The organism is Janthinobacterium kochi (assembly GCF_051380715.1).
Taxonomy (GTDB): domain Bacteria; phylum Pseudomonadota; class Gammaproteobacteria; order Burkholderiales; family Burkholderiaceae_D; genus Janthinobacterium.
Genome location: NZ_JBNYXO010000014.1, coordinates 1 through 19601 on the forward strand (window position 1 = coordinate 1; position 19601 = coordinate 19601).

Genomic DNA, 19601 nt, shown 5'->3' on the forward strand with positions numbered 1-19601 from the left:
GTAATTCGCACCCTGGCGCGTCCGCCGCAACAGGCTGGCCATCGCAGGATGCAAGCTAAAATCGTCGGCCAGCATCAAGGCCAGGGCGCTGAAATGCTGACGCTGACCCGCCGCCTCAATTCCGCTGGCGTTTGCCACAAGCAAATGACGCGCCACGCGCGCGTGACACTCGGCCGGAGTGCCGGAATGAAACAGGTCCGGCTGCACATCATGCAGATTGGCCAGGATGGCGTCGGCCTCGGCGATATCCACCAGGGCGGCAAAGGCGCTGTCGCTTAGGGGAAATTTATCGAACTCCGCAGGGACGGGACTAGGCTGCGCCTCGCCCTGCCAACTGATCAGGGAACCATCGCGCCGCAGCGACCACCAGCGGTAGATGGGGCTCAGCAAATGCGCAGACTGCGTTTGAGTCAAGGCTGCCAGCAAGGCCGGCAAGGTGCGGCTATCGGCCCAGCGCACGGGCCATTCGACGGTATCTGGCGTGATGGCAATCAAATAGGGGCGCAGATGCTGCTCCAACTGGTCGATATCGAGCGTGCTGGCGATGATGCTGAGCATGGGCTTGCCTGCGCACAGCGAAAACAGGCGCTGCAGCCACGCGGCCTGCTCGCTGCTTGCCAATGGCGCCGCCATTAAATGCGGTGCGGCACTCTTGAAGTTTTGCAGCGAGGTGTGCGCATACAGCGACTGGCGCCGCAAACGGCTCGGGTAGCGCTTGGTGAAAAACTCCTCATCGCAGGCGCCGTCGAGCAGCGCCAACAGATACAAGGGCTGGCTGCCGTTCGCCACTGCCGCCTCCGCGCGCAAAGCCTGCAGTTGCTGCGCGATCAAGTCGGGTACTGCCGCGTCAGGAATATCGATGGCAAAGTACATCAGGGCTCCTTTTCTAGGCTGCCGTGGGTGCAACAAACGGACTACCGCTACGCAACGCTGCCAGCAGACACGCTTTGCAGACGCTGGCAGGCAGCGCCGGCAATGGATAAGCGAGCCGTGTCGGCCCGATAAAACTCTTCCTTCCGGCAAACACGGTGATCTTGCCCGGACATTGAATGGTGATGTTGCCGCCCTCGATCGTGATATTCGCGCCGCCCGCCGTCGACAGGCGGATGCTTTTCGCCGCCGCCCAATCGATGTGCGCGGCGGCGCTGACGATATTGACTTCCTCGCGCGCCTGCACGTTGAGCACGTCGGCCTGCGCCTGCAGGTCGATGGCTTGCTTGGCGGCGATCAGTTGCAGGCCGATATTGTTCTCGCCCGCCTTGACGACGCCGGCCAGCGCACCGATGGCCTGGCCGCTGTGCACGCGCAGCTGGCCGCCGCCGACGAACTGGGTGTCCAGCCCGCTCATCAGGGAGGTTGTTTCGCCATTCGCCAGCTGGATATCCTGGCTCGCCAGCACGCCCAGGCCGGCACGGGCGGCGATGGCGATGATGGCGTCGCTGCTGTGCGGCAGCTTGTCGTCGCCGGGGCTGGTCGGCTTGCCCGCCGCGTCGCGCCGGGCGGCGGCCGTATCGTCCTGGCTCAGCATGCCGGAGACGCTGGTCAGGAACGCTGGCAAGGGCGCCGCATTTTCGTCCAGCACGCTGGCATTCGCCTTGGCCGGGCCCAGGTGGCTGGCATACGCGACCGTCTTGTGCGTGACGGCGGCGGCGCTGAAGGTTGCACCCAGCTTGACGGCCTGCTTGAGCAAGACCATGCCCGGCGCATTGTCGCCGGCCGGATCGCGCGCCTGCGCGTCATGGTTGACGAGGTAGCTGGAAATCAGGAGCCCGGCACCGGCCCGCACGGCGCCGTAAGCGTCGGTGCGCAGCTCGGCGCCCGTGCCGCGCAGGCTGCCCCGGTAATTGTCGGCCGTATGGATCAGGTGGCCAAGATTGAGTTCGCTTGCCGCATGGCTGCTCTTGAGCTGGATGCGCCCCTGCTGGTCGGTATCGTCGAACAGCAGTTGGTTGTAACCAGCGGCGCCAAATTCCTTGCTGCGGATACCCCATTGCGCCGCACCGTTGCGATGGCCGGCGCTGCCGCCAGCCGCGCCATGCCAGACCGGGCTATTGCCGCCGGCCACGTTGCCCTGCGCCGACGGCGCATGGTCGCGCGCCGGGTCGAATACGCTGGCGTCCGCGGGCTTGTCCGTGATGCCGCCCGGCGTGGGTGCGATGCCGCCCTCGCCCTGCCCGTTATACAGGGCGCCGACGATGAGGGGGCGGTCGATATCGTTTTCCAGGAATTGCACCAGCACTTCCTGGCCGATGCGCGGCAGGAACTGGCTGCCCATGCCGCCGCCGGCCGAGCGCTGCGCCACGCGCACCCAGCAGGTGGCGCTGCCTTCCTGCTGCCAGTGAAAACGGATGCGCACCCGGCCCAGCTTGTCGCAATGGATCTCGCTGCCGCCGCTGGCGCTGGCGCCGCCGTCGGCACCGACCACGATGGCGCTCTGGCTGCCGCAGGCCGTCGGTTTCGGATGGTGGCGCGCATCGTTGCCGTCATGCACAGGACGCCATGGCGTTGCCGCGGCAATCATCTCGATGCAGTTGGCGTAACCGCTGGCTTGCGCCTGGGCGATCGCGGCGGCAAAGTCGGAAAAGCCGTCTCCCAGCCCGGGCATGGCTTCGTCCAGCAGTTCGGGTACCGGGCCGAACAGTTCAGCCAGCGCCTGCGACGCGGGCGCCGGCAGGTTGTTGATGCCGATACTGGCCACCCGGAGCACGACATAGTCGGACGCGGTACCATCGGCCTGCGGCAACGGTCCCTGCGTCAGGGTAAACCGCGTGCCGGCGCGCAAGGTGCGTACTGTCGAGCGCGCCTGCCACAACTGGGCGCGCGCTTCGCGGGCCTGCATCTGCAAGGCGGCATAGTGCTGCGCCTGCGCGCCATTCGCATACCAGTACTGGCCCGGCGTATCGTAACTTTCCAGCACGGGGGCATGCTTGCCGCCGACGGCCATATTCGTCGGCACGCTTGCGGCGACCGCCTTCTTGGCCTTGTAATCGTAGCTCAGCACGCTACTCAGCCCGACGTGCAGGCTGCGCCGCGCGCACAGCGCCTGCACGCTGTCGCTCGCTTCGCCGGCCCTGGCGCCATGAAAGCGCAAGCCGCCGCCTTGCGCGCTGCTGGCATCCTCGGGCGTGGCGCACGGCTGGCTGCTGTCGGCGAACAAAATCAGTGTGTGCGCCTCGAAGCGCCAGGCGATGCCCTCTTCCGTCAGCAGCCGGCGCACGAAATCGTAGTCCGATTCCCGGTATTGGCAGCAATAGCTGCGCTCGCCCGCCTGCTGCATGCACTGCGCCACCTCGTCGCTCCATTGCCACAGGGCATGCGGCGCATAGGCTTGCAATACCTCGTCGACGATGGCCGTCACGCTCCGATCTTGCCAGACGCGGCTGTTACGCACTTGCGTCAGCAACCACAGCCAAGGCGTGATGCGCAGCCGGTAGCGCGCCAGGCCGCCATTGCTGCCCAGCATGGCCGCTACGCTGATATAACCGGAAAACTGCGTGCGCGTGCCGTCGGCCAGGCTGATATGCAGGCTGGCCGGCTGGCCCAGCAGGGACGCCAGCGCAACATCGGCGCTGGTGGACAAGGCAATAATCTCGCGCGCGCCAACCTCCTGCAGCCGTTCATCTGCGGCAAAGGCTTCGACCAGCAAGCCGCTGTCCTGGCCGTCGTCGCCGATGGACAATGCATACAGGCGTGTCGCGCCATTGAAGGCGGCTACCGCACTAACGATATCTTGTGTCAAAGGATGCTCTTCATCTGGAAAGTGGCATCGCACATTGCTTATCAAAACACTGTGCAAAATAAACAAGTCCAGGCAATTATGCGTGAGTTCTCAAAAAAGCAAGATTCAATTGAGCAAGTAGTGCGCGGGAAGACAATAGTCGAGGCTACATGCAAGGGATTCGGTACAATACTCCGGCAAGCCCATTCACTCTTTCCCGTGCAGCCATGAACCAACTCGAACAACTGAAGCAATTTACTACCGTGGTGGCCGACACCGGCGACTTCCAATCGATCCAGGCTTACACGCCGCGCGATGCGACGACGAATCCGTCGCTGATCCTGAAGGCCGTGCAAAAGGATGAATACAAGCCGTTGCTGGAAAAGGCCGTGCGCGACCATCCGCATGCCTCCACCGCCGAAATCATCGACCGCCTGCTGATCGCGTTTGGCGTGGAAATCCTGCAGACCATCCCCGGCCGCGTCTCCACCGAAGTCGATGCGCGCCTGTCGTTCGACACGGAAGGCACGGTGGCCAAGGGCCGCGACCTGATCGCCCTGTATTCGAACGCCGGCATTGCCCGCGAACGCGTGCTGATCAAGATCGCCTCCACCTGGGAAGGCATCCGCGCCGCCGCCATCCTGGAAAAGGAAGGCATCCGCTGCAATATGACCCTGCTGTTCTCTCTGGCCCAGGCCATCGCTTGCGCCGAAGCGGGCGCGCAGCTGATTTCTCCGTTCGTCGGCCGCATCTACGACTGGTACAAGAAATCGACGGGTATCGACTACATGGGCGCGGAAGACCCGGGCGTGCAATCGGTACGCCGCATCTACAATTACTACCGCAAGTTCGGCTACAAGACCGAGGTGATGGGCGCGAGCTTCCGCAATACGTCGCAAATCCTCGAACTGGCCGGCTGCGACCTGCTCACCATCAGCCCCGACCTGCTGCAAAAGCTGGCCGACAGCGATGCGCCGGTGGAGCGCAAGTTGAGCGCCGAAGCGGCGCCATCGACCAACATCGTGCACATGTCGCTGAACGAAGAAGCCTTCCGCTTCATGATGAATGAAGATGCCATGGCGACGGAAAAACTGGCCGAAGGCATCCGCGCCTTCTGCGTCGATTCCGGCAAGCTGAAACAGATGATCTCGGCACTGCGCTAATCACGACGTGCGTAAAAAAAGCGGCGTCCGTGCAGTGCACGGCGCCGCTTTTTTTCGTCCCGCCCTCGCCCGCCCGCGTGGAAGCGAGCGCATGGCGGCCGCCTTCGCCCGCTGGACAGAGCGGCCGGACTGGCGCCAGGCGGGCGATCTGTAGCACGGGCGTGGCTGCAACAGTCAGCAAGACAGGCCGCTTTTTTCGCTTACCTCTTGGTCACTTATCAGTGCATACTATGTCGCACAGGCAACCTTAATCCCTCTGCGACAGGAGTCCGACCATGCACGCCCTCTCCCACCTTCGTATCGGCACCCGCCTGGCTGCAGGCTTCGCGCTGGTGCTGCTGCTGTCCATAATCTCCACCTCGTACGCGCTGTACAGTGCCCGCGTGAATGCCGAAGCGACGCGGCAAATGATGGAAAAACCGCTGGCCAAGGAACGCCTGGTTTCGGACTGGTATGTGCTGATTTACTCGGCCATCGCGCGCACCTCGATGATCGCCCGGAGCACGGATGAAACCCTGTCGAGCGTGTTTGCCGAGACCATCGCCGACAGCACCAAACAAGGCAGCGAGCTGCTGAAGAAAATCGAAACCCTGCTCGTCAGCGAGGAAGAAAAGGCCATCTTCAAGGCCTCCATCGCGGAGCGCGTCAAATACCAGGATGCCAAGACCCTGGTGATGAATGCGCGCAAGGCCGGCAATGCGGCGCAGGCGGAAAGCACCTACCGCGACAGCTTCGCGCCGGCCGCCACCAAGTACCAGAACAACGTCAAGGCCCTGCTGGCGCAGCAGCGCAAAGCCATCGACGCCACGGCGCAAGCGATCGAGGCGGCTAACGGGCGCAGCTTCACCTTGCTGCTGATCCTGTGCGCGCTGGTGGTGGCGCTGGGCAGCATCTGCGCCTGGCTGATCACGCGCTCGATCACGCAGCCATTGAAGGCCGCCGTCAAGGTGGCCGAGACGGTCGCAGCGGGCGACTTGCGCACGCATTTCGGCACACCTGCCAGCGATGAAATCGGCGACCTGATGCGGGCGCTGCACGGCATGAACGAGGCGCTGCGCAAAGTGGTGTCGGAAGTGCAGACGGGCACCAACGCGATTGCCACGGCATCGGGTGAAATCGCCGCCGGCAACCAGGATTTGTCGGCGCGCACGGAGCAGCAAGCCAGTTCGCTGGAAGAGACGGCATCGTCGATGGAAGAATTGACCAGCACCGTGAAGCAGAATGCGGACAATGCGCGGCAGGCCAACCAGATGGCGGTCGCCGCTTCGGGTGTGGCCGAGCGGGGCGGCAGCATCGTCAGCCAGGTGGTCGACACCATGGGTGCGATCGACACGGCGTCGACGAAAATCGTCGACATCATCGGCGTCATCGACGGCATCGCCTTCCAGACGAATATCCTGGCGTTGAACGCGGCCGTCGAAGCGGCGCGCGCAGGCGAACAGGGGCGCGGCTTTGCCGTCGTCGCCACGGAAGTACGCAGCCTGGCACAACGCTCGGCGGCGGCGGCGCGCGAAATCAAGACCCTGATCGGCGACTCGGTGGAACAGGTCAACAACGGCACGCGGCTGGTACAGCAGGCTGGCAGCACCATGAGCGAAGTGGTCGACAGCGTGCGCCGAGTCACCGACATCATGGCCGAGATCACTGCCGCCAGCGCCGAGCAAAGCATGGGCATCGATCAGGTCAACCAGGCCATCACGCAGATGGATCAGGTGACGCAGCAAAATGCGGCCCTGGTGGAAGAAGCGGCGGCCGCCGCCGAGAGCATGCAGGACCAGTCGGCGCGCCTGGCGCAAGTGGCAGCCGGCTTCCAGCTCGAACACGTGGCCACGGCAGCGCCGGTACGCACCGCGCGCCCGGCAGCCACCCAGCTGTCCAAGCCAGTTGCCAGGAGCGCCACCACTACCACAGCCGCCAGGCAGCCGACAATCGCGGCCAGGAGCGCGATCCCTGCGCGCAAGCCCCAGGCGCATGTGGCTGGCGAGCAGGATTGGGAAGAATTTTAAGGCTGGCAACAGAGCCAGTCGAAAGGGTTTGACAGCGCCGTGACGCGCGAGGATACTTGTTTCAGGTGGCGTGGCGCACCACCGGCAGCAATACGTGTTGCGCCTGACATCGTTCTGCGGGAGCACGAACATGAAATGTATCAGCGGCATCAGCGAACAGCTGCGCCTGGGCCTCCTGTCCCCCTTGCTGCTGTGTGCAGCCCTTGCCGGCTGCGCCACGGCGCCCGCCACCCCGCCTCCGCCCGACCTGTTCAACGATGCCAGCTTTGCCGCGCCCACCGTGCCGGTCGACCCGCAGCAGGCGTTTGCCATGAGCGACGCCATGCGGCACTATGTGCGTGTCGATATCGCGCGCGAGGGGCGCGGCAAGAATCCCCGCCGCGCCCTTGCCGATGCCCTGCGCAACAGGGCCGGACTGCAGCTGGAATATGATGCCGCCATGACGCGCACGGCAGCACAGGCGTTCGACGCGCGCAGCGGCAATTGCCTGTCGCTGGTGCTGATGACGGCCGCACTGGCCAAGGAGATGGGACTCGATGTGCACTACCAGCTGGTCCTGGGAGAGGAAAGCTGGAGCCGCAGCGGCGGCATGTATTTCGTCGCCGGCCACGTCAATCTCGCACTGGAGCGCCGTGCCGCCAGCAATACCGTCGGCTACGACGCCGACGCCATCCTGCTCATCGACTTCCTGCCAGGCGAAGACCTCGCCGGCCAGCGCACGCTGCAAATCGGCGAGGCGACCATCCTGGCCATGTACCTCAACAATCGCGCCGCCGAAACCATGGCCAGCGGCGAGCTCGATCAAGCCTACTGGTATGCCCGCGCCGCCATTCTGCAAGACCCCACGTTTGCCGGCGCCTTCAATACCCTGGGCATCATCCAGCTGCGTCACGGCGACATCGAGCCGGCGCGGCGCACGCTCGCTTACGCACTGGAACGCTCGCCATCGAACACCGTGCTGCTGTCCAATCTGGCGCAGGCACTCGACGGCCTGGGACGCACGGACGAAGCGCAACTGCTGCGGCGCAAATTGCTGGCCCTGCAGCCAGAGCCGCCCTTCCACTTTTTCAACCTGGGCCAGCGCGCCATGGGAACCGCCGACTACCAGGAAGCGGTGCGCCTGTTCAAGCGCGAGATCGCGCGCGATCCCTACTACCATGAATTCCACTTCTGGCTGGCGCAGGCATACGCGCGCATGGGCCAGCTGACGCAGGCCGGACGCCAGCTGGAACTGGCGATGGACAACAGTACCACGCGCAGCGAGCACGGGCTGTATGCGGCCAAGCTGCAACGACTGCGCGGCGCCACCGCGCGCTAAGCGGCGTCAGTCTTCCAGGAACATCTGCTGCAGATCGTTCAGAAAGCGCAATCCCAGCTCCGTCGGGCGGATGACCTGGTGGTCGCGGTACAGCAAGCCTTTCGCTTCGGCCGCATCGAGGGGCTTGCCGATGGCGTTGATGGCCAGGCCCGTGCGTTCGGCGAACAGGTTGGGCGAAAAGCCCTGCGTCAGGCGCAGGGTATTGAGCATGAATTCAAAACCCATTTCCTCGCGCGCCAGTTCGCGCTCTTCCTGCACCGGGCTACCGGCCAGTACCGCGTCCATGTAGGCGCGCGGCTGCTTGTAGCGGGCCTGGCGCAGCACGCGGTGCGGGAACGAAATCTTCGAGTGCGCACCCGCGCCGATGCCCAGGTAGTCGCCGAATTCCCAGTAATTGCGGTTGTGCTTTGCCTGGCGGCCCGGCTGCGCGTAGGCCGACACTTCGTAGCGGCCGTAGCCGGCCTGCGCCGCGCGCGCGGCCACCATGTCGGCGATGTCGGCGCTTTCATCGTCGTCCGGCAGTACCGGCGGATACTTGGCGAACAGGGTGTTCGGCTCCAGGGTCAGGTGGTACAGCGACAGGTGCGGCGGCGCGAACGACAGCGCCGTTTCCAGGTCCTGCTGCGCTTCGGCCAGCGTTTGCGTGGGCAGCGCGTACATCAGGTCGAGGTTGAAATTGTCGAAGTTGGCGTGCGCGATGTCCACCGCGCGGCGCGCTTCATGGTCGTCATGGATGCGCCCCAGCGCCTGCAGGTGGCGGCCATTGAAGCTCTGGATGCCGATCGACAGGCGGTTGATGCCGCTGGCCCGGTAGGACTTGAATTTTTCTGCTTCGAAGGTGCCCGGATTGGCTTCCATGGTGATTTCGCAATCAGGCTCCAATGGCAGCAAGGTGCGCACGTCCGACATCAGGCGGTCCAGCCCGGCTGCCGACATCAGGCTGGGCGTGCCGCCGCCGATGAAGATGGTGTGGATCTTGCGGCCCCAGATCAGCGGCAGCGCCATTTCCAGGTCCAGCCGCAGGGCGGCCAGGTATTCATCTTCCGGGAAGCTGCCGCGTACCTCGTGCGAATTGAAGTCGCAATACGGGCATTTTTTCACGCACCACGGAAAATGGATGTACAGCGACAGCGGCGGCAGGGCCGTCAGGTTCAGCGCGCCCGGCTGCAGGTACTTCAGGGCCGCTCCGGCCGCGCCGGAAATGCCTTCCTGCGGCGCGGGCGAGGCTCCTGGCTTCGCTACAGATTTGGCGACAGCGCCCACCAGTTTGATCGGGATCATCGCAGGGTCCGCAGCTTGTCGACCAGCGCGCGCAGGGCCTGACCACGGTGCGACAGCGCGTTCTTTTCATCGGACGTCAGTTCGGCCGCGCACTTGCCCAGCGCGGGAATAAAGAAATGCGGATCGTAGCCGAAGCCGCCGTTGCCGCGCGCAATGGCGATCATCTCGCCATTCCAGCGGCCGTCGGCGATCACCGGCTGCGGATCGTCCGCATGGCGCACGTACACCAGCACGCAGTAGTAATACGCGGACTTGTCGGCATGCGCTTCCAGGTCGGCGATCAGCCTGGCGCTGTTGGCCGCGTCCGATTTCGGCTCGCCCGCATAGCGGGCCGAATACACGCCGGGCGCGCCGCCGAGCGCATTGACGCACACGCCCGAATCGTCGGCCAGCGCCGGCAAGCCCGTCAGGCGCGACGCGTGGCGCGCCTTTTGCAGGGCGTTTTCAACGAAGGTGTGGAACGGTTCGTCGCTTTCCGGTACGGCATACTCGCCCTGGGCGTGGACGGAAAAACCGATGCTCGAGAGCAGCTCGTTGAATTCCTTGAGCTTGCCGGCGTTATTCGAGGCGAGGATGAGGCGTTGGGTCATGTCAGTAGTCCAGTTGAAGTGCCGACATTGTAAACCTTTTGCGCTCCCCTCACCTTGGCCCGCCGCCTCGCTCAACGGTGGCAAGTGTAGGCTGCTTGCCCGGCGCGGCGGGCGACAGGATGTAAATCCATGTAAAGATTAAAGGCCGAGCGCCTGCTTCTGCAGGGCGATCAAGTCGGCGATGCCACCCTGCGCCAGGTCCAGCAAGCGGTTCATGCCGGCGCGGTCAAACGCGGCGCCTTCGGCCGTGCCCTGCACTTCGATGAAGTGGCCCGCTTCCGTCATCACTACATTCATGTCCGTATCGCAGCCCGAGTCTTCCACATAGTCCAGGTCCAGTACCGGCATGCCCTGGTAGACGCCCACCGAGATGGCGGCGACAAAGCTTTTCACGGGAATGGCGGCAATCGCGCCGCGTGCCTGCAGCTGGGAGAACGCGTCATACGCGGCCACCATGGCGCCCGTGATCGAGGCCGTGCGTGTGCCGCCATCGGCCTGGATGACGTCGCAATCGAGGTGCAGGGTGCGTTCGCCGAAGGCTTGCAAATCAAAGGCGGCGCGCAGCGAGCGGCCGATCAGGCGCTGGATTTCCTGCGTGCGGCCGGACTGCTTGCCGCGCGCCGCTTCGCGATCCATGCGCGTGTGCGTCGAGCGCGGCAGCATGCCGTACTCGGCCGTCAACCAGCCCTGGCCCTTGCCCTTCAGGAAACCCGGCACCTTGTCTTCGATGCTGGCGGTACAGATGACCTTGGTGTCGCCGCATTCGATCAGCACCGAGCCTTCGGCATGCTTGGTGTACTGGCGGGTGATGCGGATGGCGCGCAGCGCGTCGACGGCGCGGCCGCTCGGGCGGGATTCAAATGTCATGGGGGTGTCCTGTGTGATTGGGGTTGCGGCCGCGATTTTACCACCGCAGCGCCATGACCCGGCGCAGGGTGGCCTGCGCACAAGATCCCTACAATCCTGCCCCGCCAAACACAATTTTCTTTACAATGCCGTAAAACGCACACTATTCAGCAATTTTCAGGCCATCGCGCACTTCGGTCCTGTTTTGCGGCGCGGGCGGTATTGCCTGCGCTGGCTGATTAAGTGTATAAGTGACTGTATACAAGATCAAATCGGGGAATCCTTTGAGCATTTCAAGCATGACAGGCTACGCGGTTGCCACCAGCGAGGGTGCTGCAGGCACACTGACAATTGAAATCAAGAGCGTCAACTCGCGCTTTCTCGACCTGCAATTCCGCATCAACGACGATCTGCGGGCCCTGGAGCCTGACTTGCGCGCCGCCGTCATGTCTGCCATCACGCGCGGCAAAGTCGAGGTACGCCTGAGCTTTGGCCGCAAGGCCGCCACAAACGGCACGCAGGCGCTGAACCTGCCCCTGCTGGCCGAACTGGCGCGCCTGCAAAACGAAGTGGGCCAGCATTTTGTCTCCGCCCCCGTCATGACGGTGGCCGAACTGCTGCGCTGGCCTGGCGTCATCGAAGAAGCGCAAGTGGGCCAAGAGTCCTTGCAGGCAGACGTGGGCGCGCTGACCAAACGCACCGTGGCTGCCTTCGTCGACAGCCGCAAGCGCGAAGGCGCGGCACTCGAAGCGGTGCTGGTATCGCGCATCGAAGCGATGGAAGCCATCGTCAAGCGCATCACGCCCTTGATTCCGCAAGTAGTGGCGGCCTTCCAGCAAAAAGCCATCGAACGCATGCAGGATGCGCTGGGCCTGGCCAGCCAGGGTTCGAATTCGGCCCTGTCGCGCCAGGACGCCATGGAGCGCATCCGCCAGGAAGTCATTTTGTACGGCATCCGCATCGACGTCTCGGAAGAACTGGCGCGCCTGTCGGCACACCTGGGCGAAACGCGCCACATCCTCACCAAGGGAGGGCAAGTGGGCAAGCGCCTCGACTTCATGATGCAGGAACTCAATCGCGAAGCCAATACATTGGGCGCCAAGGCGTCCGTCAAGGAACTGGCCGACGCCTCGATGGACTTGAAGCTGCTGATCGAGCAAATGCGCGAACAGGTGCAGAACCTGGAATAATCCCTCCGGCTTCAGGCCAGGCGCGTTGCGACGCGCCCCCTGTCGCTGGCGGCGATGACGACGCAGGCCACAAACAGCACGATGCTGTATTCCACGCCACCGGCGCCATGTTCGCCCACGAACCATCCCTTGGCCGCATGCACGATGACGATGCCACCGACGCAGATCACCATCAGCCCGGCCGCCGCCCAGCGCGTGTATTTGCCGACGATGAGCAAACTGCCGCAAACGATCTCGACAACGGTAATTGCCCACACCACGGCCAGGCCGTAGAGGAATCCCTTGTCTTCCAGGAAACCGGCAAAACGCGGGATCGTGCCATTGGCGATGCGCGTGATGGCGTGCGCCATGAACATCACGGCAATGGCCACGCGCAGCAACAGCATGGCCTGGGCAGCACTGAGGAAGGGGAAATTTTTCATGCGCGTATCCTGTCGACAAAATAGTTATCAAGAAAAAACCATTCCAAATTAGATAACTATTTCCCCAAGATAACAAGCAAAATATGCGCAGGCGCGGCGGCAAGGCGCATCGCGGGACTGGCTGGCCGCCTTGCCTCTTGGTAAAATACTGAATTGGGCGGCGTGCACGCAAGCGCACACGCCGCCATCACACGCATATGGAAAGATCCGCATGAGCCACCCTACCGCCTTCTCCGGCAGCCTGTTCGTGGTCGCCGCGCCATCGGGCGCCGGCAAATCGACACTGGTCAATGCATTGCTGGCGCAAGAGCCCGGCATCAAATTGTCGATCTCGACCACCACGCGCGCGCCCCGTCCGGGCGAGCAGCACGGCCGCGAGTACTATTTCACGACGGCGGAAGACTTTGTCGCGCGCGCCGACCGGGGCGAATTCCTGGAATGGGCGGAAGTGCATGGCAACTACTACGGCACCTCGCGCATCATGGTGGAACAGCAAATGCTGGCCGGCACCGATATCCTGCTGGAAATCGACTGGCAGGGCGCGCGCCAGGTACGCAAGCAATTCCCCCGCGCGGCCGGCATTTTCATCCTGCCGCCATCGATCGATGCGCTCGAAGAGCGCCTGAACAAGCGCGGCCAGGACGAGCCGCATGTGATCACGCGCCGCCTGCTGGCGGCCGGCGGCGAAATCGCACACGCTCCCGAGTTCGAGTATGTTATTATCAATGAAGAGTTTACGGTCGCTTTGTCCGAACTGAGCGCGATCGTGAGAGCGGCCCGTTGCCGGTTTGCGCAACAAGCGGCCCGCAACGCATCGCTATTCGCCCAGCTGGGCCTGCACGCAGAGTAATTCGTCTGCACGCCAGTTCACACAGCGCCACGCACCACGCATAAAATTTAGGAGTTACTATGGCCCGTATCACAATCGAAGATTGCCTGAAGCAGATCCCTAACCGTTTCCAGCTGACCCTGGCTGCAACCTACCGCGCACGTCAGTTGTTGCAAGGCCACACCCCTAAGGTGGAAGCCAAGGACAAGCCTACCGTTGTCGCGCTGCGTGAAATCGCTGCCGGTAAAGTCGGTATCGAAATGCTGAAAAAGGTGCCGATGTAATTCGGAACCCGCGTGCCGGAACAGTGCTACCCCCTGGTTCTATCGTTTTCTTATTGACACTGTGAAGCAACGCGACGTTTTATGAGTCTGACCCCAGCCGACACGACTTCTGCAGCACTGCCGCCCCTGGCCACGCGCCAGGCGGCAAAACCACAGGGTGCTTCCGCACCCGGTGTTGGCACGTCCGGCAGCAACACCCCCGCAGTACCGCCAGCGCCCGCCTTGGGCGTGGCCTCCGTCAGCCACCTGGCCGACAAGCTGGCCGAATACCTGTCCCCCGCCGACCTGAAAAAAGTCAAGGAAGCCTACCGCTTCTCCGACGAAATGCACCTGGGCCAGATGCGCCGCTCGGGCGAGCCGTATATCTCGCATCCGATCGCCGTCGCTGAAATCTGCGCCGACTGGAAACTCGACGCGCAAGCCATCATGGCCGCCCTGCTGCACGACGTCATGGAAGACCAGGACGTCAAGAAGGATGAATTGATCGAGCGCTTCGGCGCACCGGTGGCGCACCTGGTCGACGGCCTGTCGAAGCTGGAAAAGATCGAATTCCAGAGCCAGATCGAAGCGCAGGCGGAAAACTTCCGCAAGATGCTGCTGGCCATGGCGTCCGACGTGCGCGTGATCCTGATCAAGCTGGCCGACCGCCTGCACAATATGCGCACGTTGGACTTCATGACGGCGGCAAAAAAACGCCGCATCGCCAGCGAGACCATGGAAGTGTACGTGCCGATCGCGCACCGCCTCGGCCTGAACAATATTTACCACGAGCTGCAGGACCTGTCGTTCTCGCACCTGTACCCGATGCGCTACCGCACCCTGGCGAAAGCCGTCAAGGCGGCGCGCGGCAACCGGCGCGAAGTGGTCAACAAGATCATGGAGGCGGTGAAAAGCACCCTGTCCATGGCCGAACTCGAGGCCGACGTCACGGGCCGCGAAAAGACCCTGTACGACATCTATAAAAAGATGCGCAGCAAACATTTGTCGTTCTCGCAAGTGCTGGACGTGTACGGCTTCCGCGTGGTGGTGGGCAGTTTTGCCGATTGTTACGTAACCCTGGGCACCCTGCACAGCCTGTACAAGCCCATGCCGGGCAAGTTCAAGGATTACATCGCGATCCGCAAGCTGAACGGCTACCAGTCGCTGCACACGACCGTCATCGGCCCCTACGGCACGCCCGTCGAATTCCAGATCCGCACGCAAGAAATGCACCGCACGGCCGAATCCGGCGTGGCGGCGCATTGGCTGTACAAGAGCGGCGAATCGAACCCGTCCGACCTGCAGCAGCGCACGCATGCGTGGCTGCAATCGCTGCTCGACATCCAGCAGCAGACGGGTGACTCGGCCGAATTCCTCGAACACGTCAAGGTCGACCTGTTCCCCGATTCCGTCTACGTGTTTACGCCGAAGTCGAAAATCATCGCCCTGCCGCGCGGCGCCACGGCCATCGACTTCGCCTACTCGATCCATACCGGCATCGGCGACCAGACCGTGGCCGTCAAGATCAACAACGAAACGTCGCCCCTGCGCACCGAGCTGCACAATGGCGACATCGTCGAAATCATCACCGATTCCTCGTCGCGCCCCAGCCCCACCTGGCTGTCGTTCGTGCGTACCGGCAAGGCCCGTTCGGCCATCCGCCACCATTTACGCACGATCAACCTGCCTGAATCGATCGCCCTGGGCCAGCAACTGCTGTCGCAGGCGCTGCAGACGCTAAATATCGACGCCGACCTGCCGGCGCTGCTGGTCGAACGCCTGCTCAACGAATCGAGCGCCAATTCCATGGATGAGCTGTATGCGGACATCGGCATCGGCAAGCGCATGGCCACCCTGGTGGCGCGCCACATTTTTGGTCTGATCGGCGGCGAAGCGGCCAGCATGCCGGTGGAGCACAACAGCGGCAGCGAACTCGACCCCGTCACCATCTGCGGCAGCGAAGGCGTCTCCGTGCAACTGGCGCCATGCTGTTTGCCGATTCCCGGCGACCAGATCATCGGCCAGTTGCGCCGCGACCAGGGTTTGCTGGTGCACACCAGCGACTGCTCGCAAGCCAAGCGCCAGCGCGCCAAGGAACCAGACCGCTGGATCGCCGTGCGCTGGGGAACCGAACTGAACCGCCGGTTCGACTGCCGCATCAAGGTGCTGATCAACAGCGAACGGGGCATCCTCGCCCGCGTGGCCGCCGAAATCGGCGAGTCCGACGCCAACATCATCTATGTGGGCATGGATGAAGACAAGGACAACGTCCTCGACCAACTGCGCTTCACCGTGCAAGTCAAGGATCGCGTCCACCTGGCCGCCCTGCTGCGCAATGTGCGCCGGGTCGCCGGGGTCAACCGCATCCTGCGCGAGCGCAACTGATCCACGCGGCAAAAAGCTGGGGTCAGACCCGGCGGGTCTGACCCCGGATCTCCGCTGCGGACTACCGGCTCAGTTCTGCAACTCGCCGTAAAAACGCCTGATCTCCTACCGCAAATTCAGCATTGACCGCTTCTCGCAGTTGCCCGATGCAACTCTCGCCTAATGCATCCTGGAATAACGACTGGTATGTTTTTTGCCGTTCAAACGCATCATGCCCAAGCATCAAATACAAGGAATGCGGGGACAGCAAATCATCATGCATGCCCTGTGCGTTGTTCCGATAGCTGGACCAACAATATTGCCCAGGTAATGCCACAATACCGGCCCTGACGGGATTCAATTCGATATAGCGCTGGCAAATCAATAAATAACGCTCGCCCTGCACCAGGCAAGATTTGTAGCGGCCGTCCCACAAGCTGCCAGTGCGACCATAACGCCAGTTGAAATACTGCACATAACGCTGGTTCAGTATTTTCATCATCGACGACAAGGAGTCTGTACTTTGCGTGGAAAGCAAAAGATGCACATGATTGCTCATGACCACATACGCGTGCAGATAGCACGGCGCAAGCGCTAAACAACTACGCAGATAGTCAAGATAGCGCTGCTTATCCTGCCCATCAAGAAAGCATGCTTGGCGATTCACTCCACGCTGCACCACATGCAGCGGAACGCCAGGCAAGACAAGCCGGAGGCGACGGGGCATGGCAACTCCTGATACCAACTAAATAATCAGTGTGCCAGCGCCCGCCTCAGGCGCCCTGCGTCACCGCAAACTACCCCTCTCCTGGCGCCGGATACGTCACTTCCAGCAATTCCAGTTCCTGCTCGCCCAGCGGCGTGTTGAGGGTGATGAGGTCGCCTTCGCGCGCCTTGGTGATGGTGCGGGCCATCGGCGAGACCCAGCTTATCTTGCCGTTCAGGGGGTCAAATTCATCGATGCCGACGATGGTGATGGTGTGCGTTTCGCCGTCGCTGGTGCGGTAGGTTACCGTGGCGCCGAAAAACACCTGGTCGTTGCCATGGTGCACGCTGGGGTCGACGATGGCGGCCAGATCCATGCGTTTGGTGAGAAAGCGGATGCGGCGGTCGATTTCGCGCAGGCGCCGCTTGCCGTAGATATAGTCGCCATTTTCCGAACGGTCGCCATTCGACGCCGCCCAATGCACGATACGCACCACTTCCGGACGGTCGACGTCGATCAGCTGCAGCAGCTCTTCCTTGATGCGCTGGTAGCCGGCCGGCGTGATGTAGTTCTTGGCGCCGGCGGGAATGGCCAGTGCCAGCGCGACCGCTTCTTCATCGTCGTCGTTGTCGGATTCTTTTACAAAGGCTTTATTCATCTGCCTATTGTAGCCCCGCCAGCGCGGCGCCGGCACACGGGATGCAGGGGCAAACGGGCTTTTTTGACGTATCATCGTGGCTATCGCGGCAAACCTGCGCCGCACACGGAGACGGATGAAAAAATTCTACAGAGTCAGGCGCTGGCTGTTCGCGCCGCTGGTCTACCTGGCCGCCATCTTCCTGCTGATCGAGGAATGGCTGTGGGCGACCGGGGCGCGCATCATGCAGGTGGTGGCACAATTTCCGCCCCTGCATGCGCTCGAAGCGTGGATCAAGCGGCTGCCGCCGTACTGGGCGCTGGCCATCTTCATGCTGCCGGCCGTGCTGCTGTTTCCCGTCAAGTTGCTGGCCCTGCTGGCGATCGCGCGCGGCCATGCATTTTCCGGCATCGGCGTGATCATCATCGCCAAGCTGGGCGGCGCGGCCGCCGTGGCCCGCCTGTACAGCCTGACGCGCCCTACCCTATTGAGTTTGCCGTGGTTTGCGCGCTGGCATGGCTGGTTCATGGACACCAAGGACCGCTGGATCGCCCGCCTGCGCGCCACGCGTCCGTGGCGCCGCGTCAGCCGCCTGTCGGCCGCGCTGGGCCGCGCCCGCCGCGCCTGGTGGCAGCGCTTGCGCAAGGGCACGCCAAGCCGTCAACATTCCCGCCCAGCCAGAGTGCTGCGCCGCTTCGCCGCCTTCTGGCGCGCCCGCCGCTGATGAAGAAAGGCAACTCCATGCACGACACTCCCCGTCTGGCTCCCGCCATGCGCACGGCGGCGCCGGAAATCTATCTGTACGACGCGGCCAGCTTGCAATTGCTGGACGCCAACGATACCGCCTGCGACAACTTGCAGTATGCGCGCGAGCAATTGCTGGCGATGACGCCCTTCACCCTGGCGCCGCAGCTCGACGCGCAGCAGCTGGCCGCCGTGCTGGCCACCCTGGACGACAGCATCGGCGCGCAAGCCCTGCTGCATGTGCAGCAGCGCCGCCGCGATGGCAGCCTGTATTCGCTCAGCCTGCACCTGTCGCGCGCCAGCCGCCAGGGCCGCACCCTGCTCCTGGCAGAGGGCGAAGACTTGCGCACGCCGCAGGCGACGGCGGCCGCCCTGGCGCAGGTGCAGTCGCGCTTCAACGCCATCGTCTCGAATACGCCGGGCCTGGTGTACCAGTTCTGCCTGCATACGGATGGGCGGGCGTCCTTTGCTTACCTGAGCGATGGCTGCCAGGCCTTGCTGGGCCTGAGCCCGGCACAGCTGCACGCGCGCCCGGAACTGTTCTATCAATTGATCCTGGCCGACGACCGCGCCTCGTATCTCGAGTCGATGCAGGCGTCAAAAAACGCCTTGTGGAGCTGGAACTGGGAAGGCCGGATCTGGATCGATGCATGGAAGGACGTCAAATGGATCAACCTGCGCTCCACGCCGCGCGCGCTGGCCGACGGCACGGTGCAGTGGGAAGGCATCATGACGAATATCACCGAAAGCCGGCTCGAACAGATCGAAGTGCGCCAGTCGCGCGCCCGCCTGGCCGAGCTGACGGCGCACATCGACAAGGTCAAGGAACACGAACGCACGCGCCTGGCGCGCGAACTGCACGATGACCTGGGCGGCAATTTGACGGCGATCAAGATGGCGCTGGCCATGCTGGCGCGCCGCTTGCCACCGGACGACCCGCTGCTGCAGGAAAAGGCTGACTATGTCGATGCCCTGGTCGACCGCAGCATCGACGCCGTACACCGCATTTCGCTGGACTTGCGCCCTTCCATGCTGGACCTGGGCCTGGTTGCCGCGCTGGACTGGCAAGTGAAGGAATTCGCGCGCCAGGCCGGCATCGAATGCCAGTTCATTTCGAACCGCCAGCATATTGAACTGGAACTGGACCTGGCGACCAGCCTGTTCCGCATCGCCCAGGAGGCGCTGACGAATATCGCCAAGCATGCGCAGGCAAGCAAGGTCAGCGTGCGCCTGGCCCGGCAGCGCCAGCATATCAGCCTGTCGATCGCCGACAATGGCGTCGGCATGCGCCTGTCCGACCGCGCCAAGCCGCAATCGTTCGGCATCCGCGGCATGGCCGAACGCGCCAGCGCGCTGGGCGGTACCCTGAGCCTGACGGATGGACCGGACGGCGGCACCATCCTGAGCATAAAAATCCGGCTGACCACAGCGCGAGAGGCGATAATAGCGGCTGCAGCCAGTGCGCCCGCGCACAGCGGGCCGCCGCCAGACACGGCCTAGTGGGTGAATAAGATAGGAAACAAC

17 protein-coding genes are annotated in these 19601 nt (G+C 63.3%); 9 read left to right on the forward strand and 8 right to left on the reverse strand.

Features of this window, described 5'->3' with window-relative positions; all coding sequences use genetic code 11:
* Positions 1-873, reverse strand: an 873-nt coding sequence (locus tag ACQ4WL_RS23215) for a DUF4123 domain-containing protein (RefSeq protein WP_436511868.1), incomplete at its 3' end; no start/stop codon positions are given.
* Positions 874-886: 13 nt separating this feature from the next.
* Positions 887-3739 carry a type VI secretion system Vgr family protein gene (locus tag ACQ4WL_RS23220; RefSeq protein ID WP_436511869.1) on the reverse strand — a complete coding sequence of 951 codons (2853 nt, stop codon included), beginning with the start codon at positions 3737-3739 and terminating at the stop codon, positions 887-889.
* 206 nt (positions 3740-3945) lie between these two features.
* Here ACQ4WL_RS23220 and tal point away from each other — a divergent pair, with 206 nt between their 5' ends.
* From tal to ACQ4WL_RS23235, 3 genes are all read left to right on the forward strand, one after another.
* Entirely contained in the window at positions 3946-4881 is a 936-nt protein-coding gene (tal, locus tag ACQ4WL_RS23225) for a transaldolase (RefSeq protein WP_436511870.1), read from the forward strand.
* Positions 4882-5156: 275 nt separating this feature from the next.
* Positions 5157-6887: a methyl-accepting chemotaxis protein gene (locus tag ACQ4WL_RS23230; protein WP_436511871.1), complete on the forward strand. Its 1731-nt coding sequence runs from the start codon at positions 5157-5159 to the stop codon at positions 6885-6887.
* 130 nt (positions 6888-7017) lie between these two features.
* Entirely contained in the window at positions 7018-8205 is a 1188-nt protein-coding gene (locus tag ACQ4WL_RS23235; protein ID WP_436511872.1) for a tetratricopeptide repeat protein, read from the forward strand.
* Positions 8206-8211: 6 nt separating this feature from the next.
* Here ACQ4WL_RS23235 and hemW read toward each other — a convergent pair whose 3' ends face one another.
* The 3 genes from hemW to rph all read right to left on the reverse strand — a co-directional run bounded on the left by hemW (position 8212) and on the right by rph (position 10943).
* Positions 8212-9486: a radical SAM family heme chaperone HemW gene (gene hemW, locus ACQ4WL_RS23240; RefSeq protein WP_436511873.1), complete on the reverse strand. Its 1275-nt coding sequence runs from the start codon at positions 9484-9486 to the stop codon at positions 8212-8214.
* The gene (gene rdgB, locus ACQ4WL_RS23245; RefSeq protein ID WP_436511874.1) at positions 9483-10076 is read right to left on the reverse strand and encodes an RdgB/HAM1 family non-canonical purine NTP pyrophosphatase; all 594 of its coding nucleotides are present in this window, start codon (positions 10074-10076) and stop codon (positions 9483-9485) included. Before rdgB ends, hemW begins: the two co-directional genes overlap by 4 nt.
* Before the next feature lie 138 nt (positions 10077-10214).
* Positions 10215-10943 carry a ribonuclease PH gene (gene rph / locus ACQ4WL_RS23250; protein ID WP_086140126.1) on the reverse strand — a complete coding sequence of 243 codons (729 nt, stop codon included), beginning with the start codon at positions 10941-10943 and terminating at the stop codon, positions 10215-10217.
* A gap of 278 nt (positions 10944-11221) precedes the next feature.
* Here rph and ACQ4WL_RS23255 point away from each other — a divergent pair, with 278 nt between their 5' ends.
* Positions 11222-12112, forward strand: a complete 891-nt coding sequence (locus ACQ4WL_RS23255; protein ID WP_099666879.1) for a YicC/YloC family endoribonuclease — start codon at positions 11222-11224, stop codon at positions 12110-12112.
* An 11-nt stretch (positions 12113-12123) separates the two neighbouring features.
* On the opposite strand, the gene ACQ4WL_RS23260 is transcribed toward ACQ4WL_RS23255, so the two are convergent.
* Entirely contained in the window at positions 12124-12534 is a 411-nt protein-coding gene (locus tag ACQ4WL_RS23260) for a DoxX family protein (protein ID WP_436511875.1), read from the reverse strand.
* Between the two features lie 211 nt (positions 12535-12745).
* On the opposite strand from ACQ4WL_RS23260, the gene gmk reads away from it, so the two are divergent.
* The 3 genes from gmk (at position 12746) to ACQ4WL_RS23275 (ending at position 16011) form a co-directional block, all read left to right on the forward strand.
* Positions 12746-13384 (forward strand): guanylate kinase, encoded by a 639-nt coding sequence (gmk, locus tag ACQ4WL_RS23265; RefSeq protein ID WP_436511876.1) that lies wholly within the window; start codon positions 12746-12748, stop codon positions 13382-13384.
* A gap of 59 nt (positions 13385-13443) precedes the next feature.
* Positions 13444-13647 carry a DNA-directed RNA polymerase subunit omega gene (gene rpoZ / locus ACQ4WL_RS23270; RefSeq protein WP_010400723.1) on the forward strand — a complete coding sequence of 68 codons (204 nt, stop codon included), beginning with the start codon at positions 13444-13446 and terminating at the stop codon, positions 13645-13647.
* 81 nt (positions 13648-13728) lie between these two features.
* A complete protein-coding gene (locus tag ACQ4WL_RS23275; RefSeq protein WP_436511877.1) occupies positions 13729-16011 on the forward strand; it encodes a RelA/SpoT family protein in 2283 nt (760 codons plus the stop codon).
* Positions 16012-16072: 61 nt separating this feature from the next.
* On the opposite strand, the gene ACQ4WL_RS23280 is transcribed toward ACQ4WL_RS23275, so the two are convergent.
* Together ACQ4WL_RS23280 and greB are read right to left on the reverse strand one after the other, a co-directional pair.
* Positions 16073-16717, reverse strand: a complete 645-nt coding sequence (locus tag ACQ4WL_RS23280; protein ID WP_436511878.1) for a transposase — start codon at positions 16715-16717, stop codon at positions 16073-16075.
* A gap of 70 nt (positions 16718-16787) precedes the next feature.
* Positions 16788-17354 carry a transcription elongation factor GreB gene (gene greB / locus ACQ4WL_RS23285; protein ID WP_436511879.1) on the reverse strand — a complete coding sequence of 189 codons (567 nt, stop codon included), beginning with the start codon at positions 17352-17354 and terminating at the stop codon, positions 16788-16790.
* A gap of 115 nt (positions 17355-17469) precedes the next feature.
* Here greB and ACQ4WL_RS23290 point away from each other — a divergent pair, with 115 nt between their 5' ends.
* Positions 17470-18057, forward strand: coding sequence for a hypothetical protein (locus ACQ4WL_RS23290; protein ID WP_436511880.1), 588 nt, complete (start codon positions 17470-17472; stop codon positions 18055-18057).
* A 17-nt stretch (positions 18058-18074) separates the two neighbouring features.
* Positions 18075-19577 carry a sensor histidine kinase gene (locus ACQ4WL_RS23295; RefSeq protein WP_436511881.1) on the forward strand — a complete coding sequence of 501 codons (1503 nt, stop codon included), beginning with the start codon at positions 18075-18077 and terminating at the stop codon, positions 19575-19577.
* Positions 19578-19601 lie beyond the last annotated feature (24 nt).

Bases quoted from the DNA above. Each gene is read 5' to 3' on its own strand.
- ACQ4WL_RS23295 (WP_436511881.1), top strand. From the start codon at position 18,075: ATGCACGACACTCCCCGTCTGGCTCCCGCCATGCGCACGGCGGCGCCG.
- greB (WP_436511879.1), bottom strand. From the start codon at position 17,354: ATGAATAAAGCCTTTGTAAAAGAATCCGACAACGACGACGATGAAGAA.
- ACQ4WL_RS23280 (WP_436511878.1), bottom strand. From the start codon at position 16,717: ATGCCCCGTCGCCTCCGGCTTGTCTTGCCTGGCGTTCCGCTGCATGTG.
- rdgB (WP_436511874.1), bottom strand. From the start codon at position 10,076: ATGACCCAACGCCTCATCCTCGCCTCGAATAACGCCGGCAAGCTCAAG.
- ACQ4WL_RS23230 (WP_436511871.1), top strand. From the start codon at position 5,157: ATGCACGCCCTCTCCCACCTTCGTATCGGCACCCGCCTGGCTGCAGGC.
- rph (WP_086140126.1), bottom strand. From the start codon at position 10,943: ATGACATTTGAATCCCGCCCGAGCGGCCGCGCCGTCGACGCGCTGCGC.
- ACQ4WL_RS23290 (WP_436511880.1), top strand. From the start codon at position 17,470: ATGAAAAAATTCTACAGAGTCAGGCGCTGGCTGTTCGCGCCGCTGGTC.
- tal (WP_436511870.1), top strand. From the start codon at position 3,946: ATGAACCAACTCGAACAACTGAAGCAATTTACTACCGTGGTGGCCGAC.
- rpoZ (WP_010400723.1), top strand. From the start codon at position 13,444: ATGGCCCGTATCACAATCGAAGATTGCCTGAAGCAGATCCCTAACCGT.
- ACQ4WL_RS23235 (WP_436511872.1), top strand. From the start codon at position 7,018: ATGAAATGTATCAGCGGCATCAGCGAACAGCTGCGCCTGGGCCTCCTG.
- hemW (WP_436511873.1), bottom strand. From the start codon at position 9,486: ATGATCCCGATCAAACTGGTGGGCGCTGTCGCCAAATCTGTAGCGAAG.
- ACQ4WL_RS23275 (WP_436511877.1), top strand. From the start codon at position 13,729: ATGAGTCTGACCCCAGCCGACACGACTTCTGCAGCACTGCCGCCCCTG.
- ACQ4WL_RS23255 (WP_099666879.1), top strand. From the start codon at position 11,222: ATGACAGGCTACGCGGTTGCCACCAGCGAGGGTGCTGCAGGCACACTG.
- ACQ4WL_RS23260 (WP_436511875.1), bottom strand. From the start codon at position 12,534: ATGAAAAATTTCCCCTTCCTCAGTGCTGCCCAGGCCATGCTGTTGCTG.
- gmk (WP_436511876.1), top strand. From the start codon at position 12,746: ATGAGCCACCCTACCGCCTTCTCCGGCAGCCTGTTCGTGGTCGCCGCG.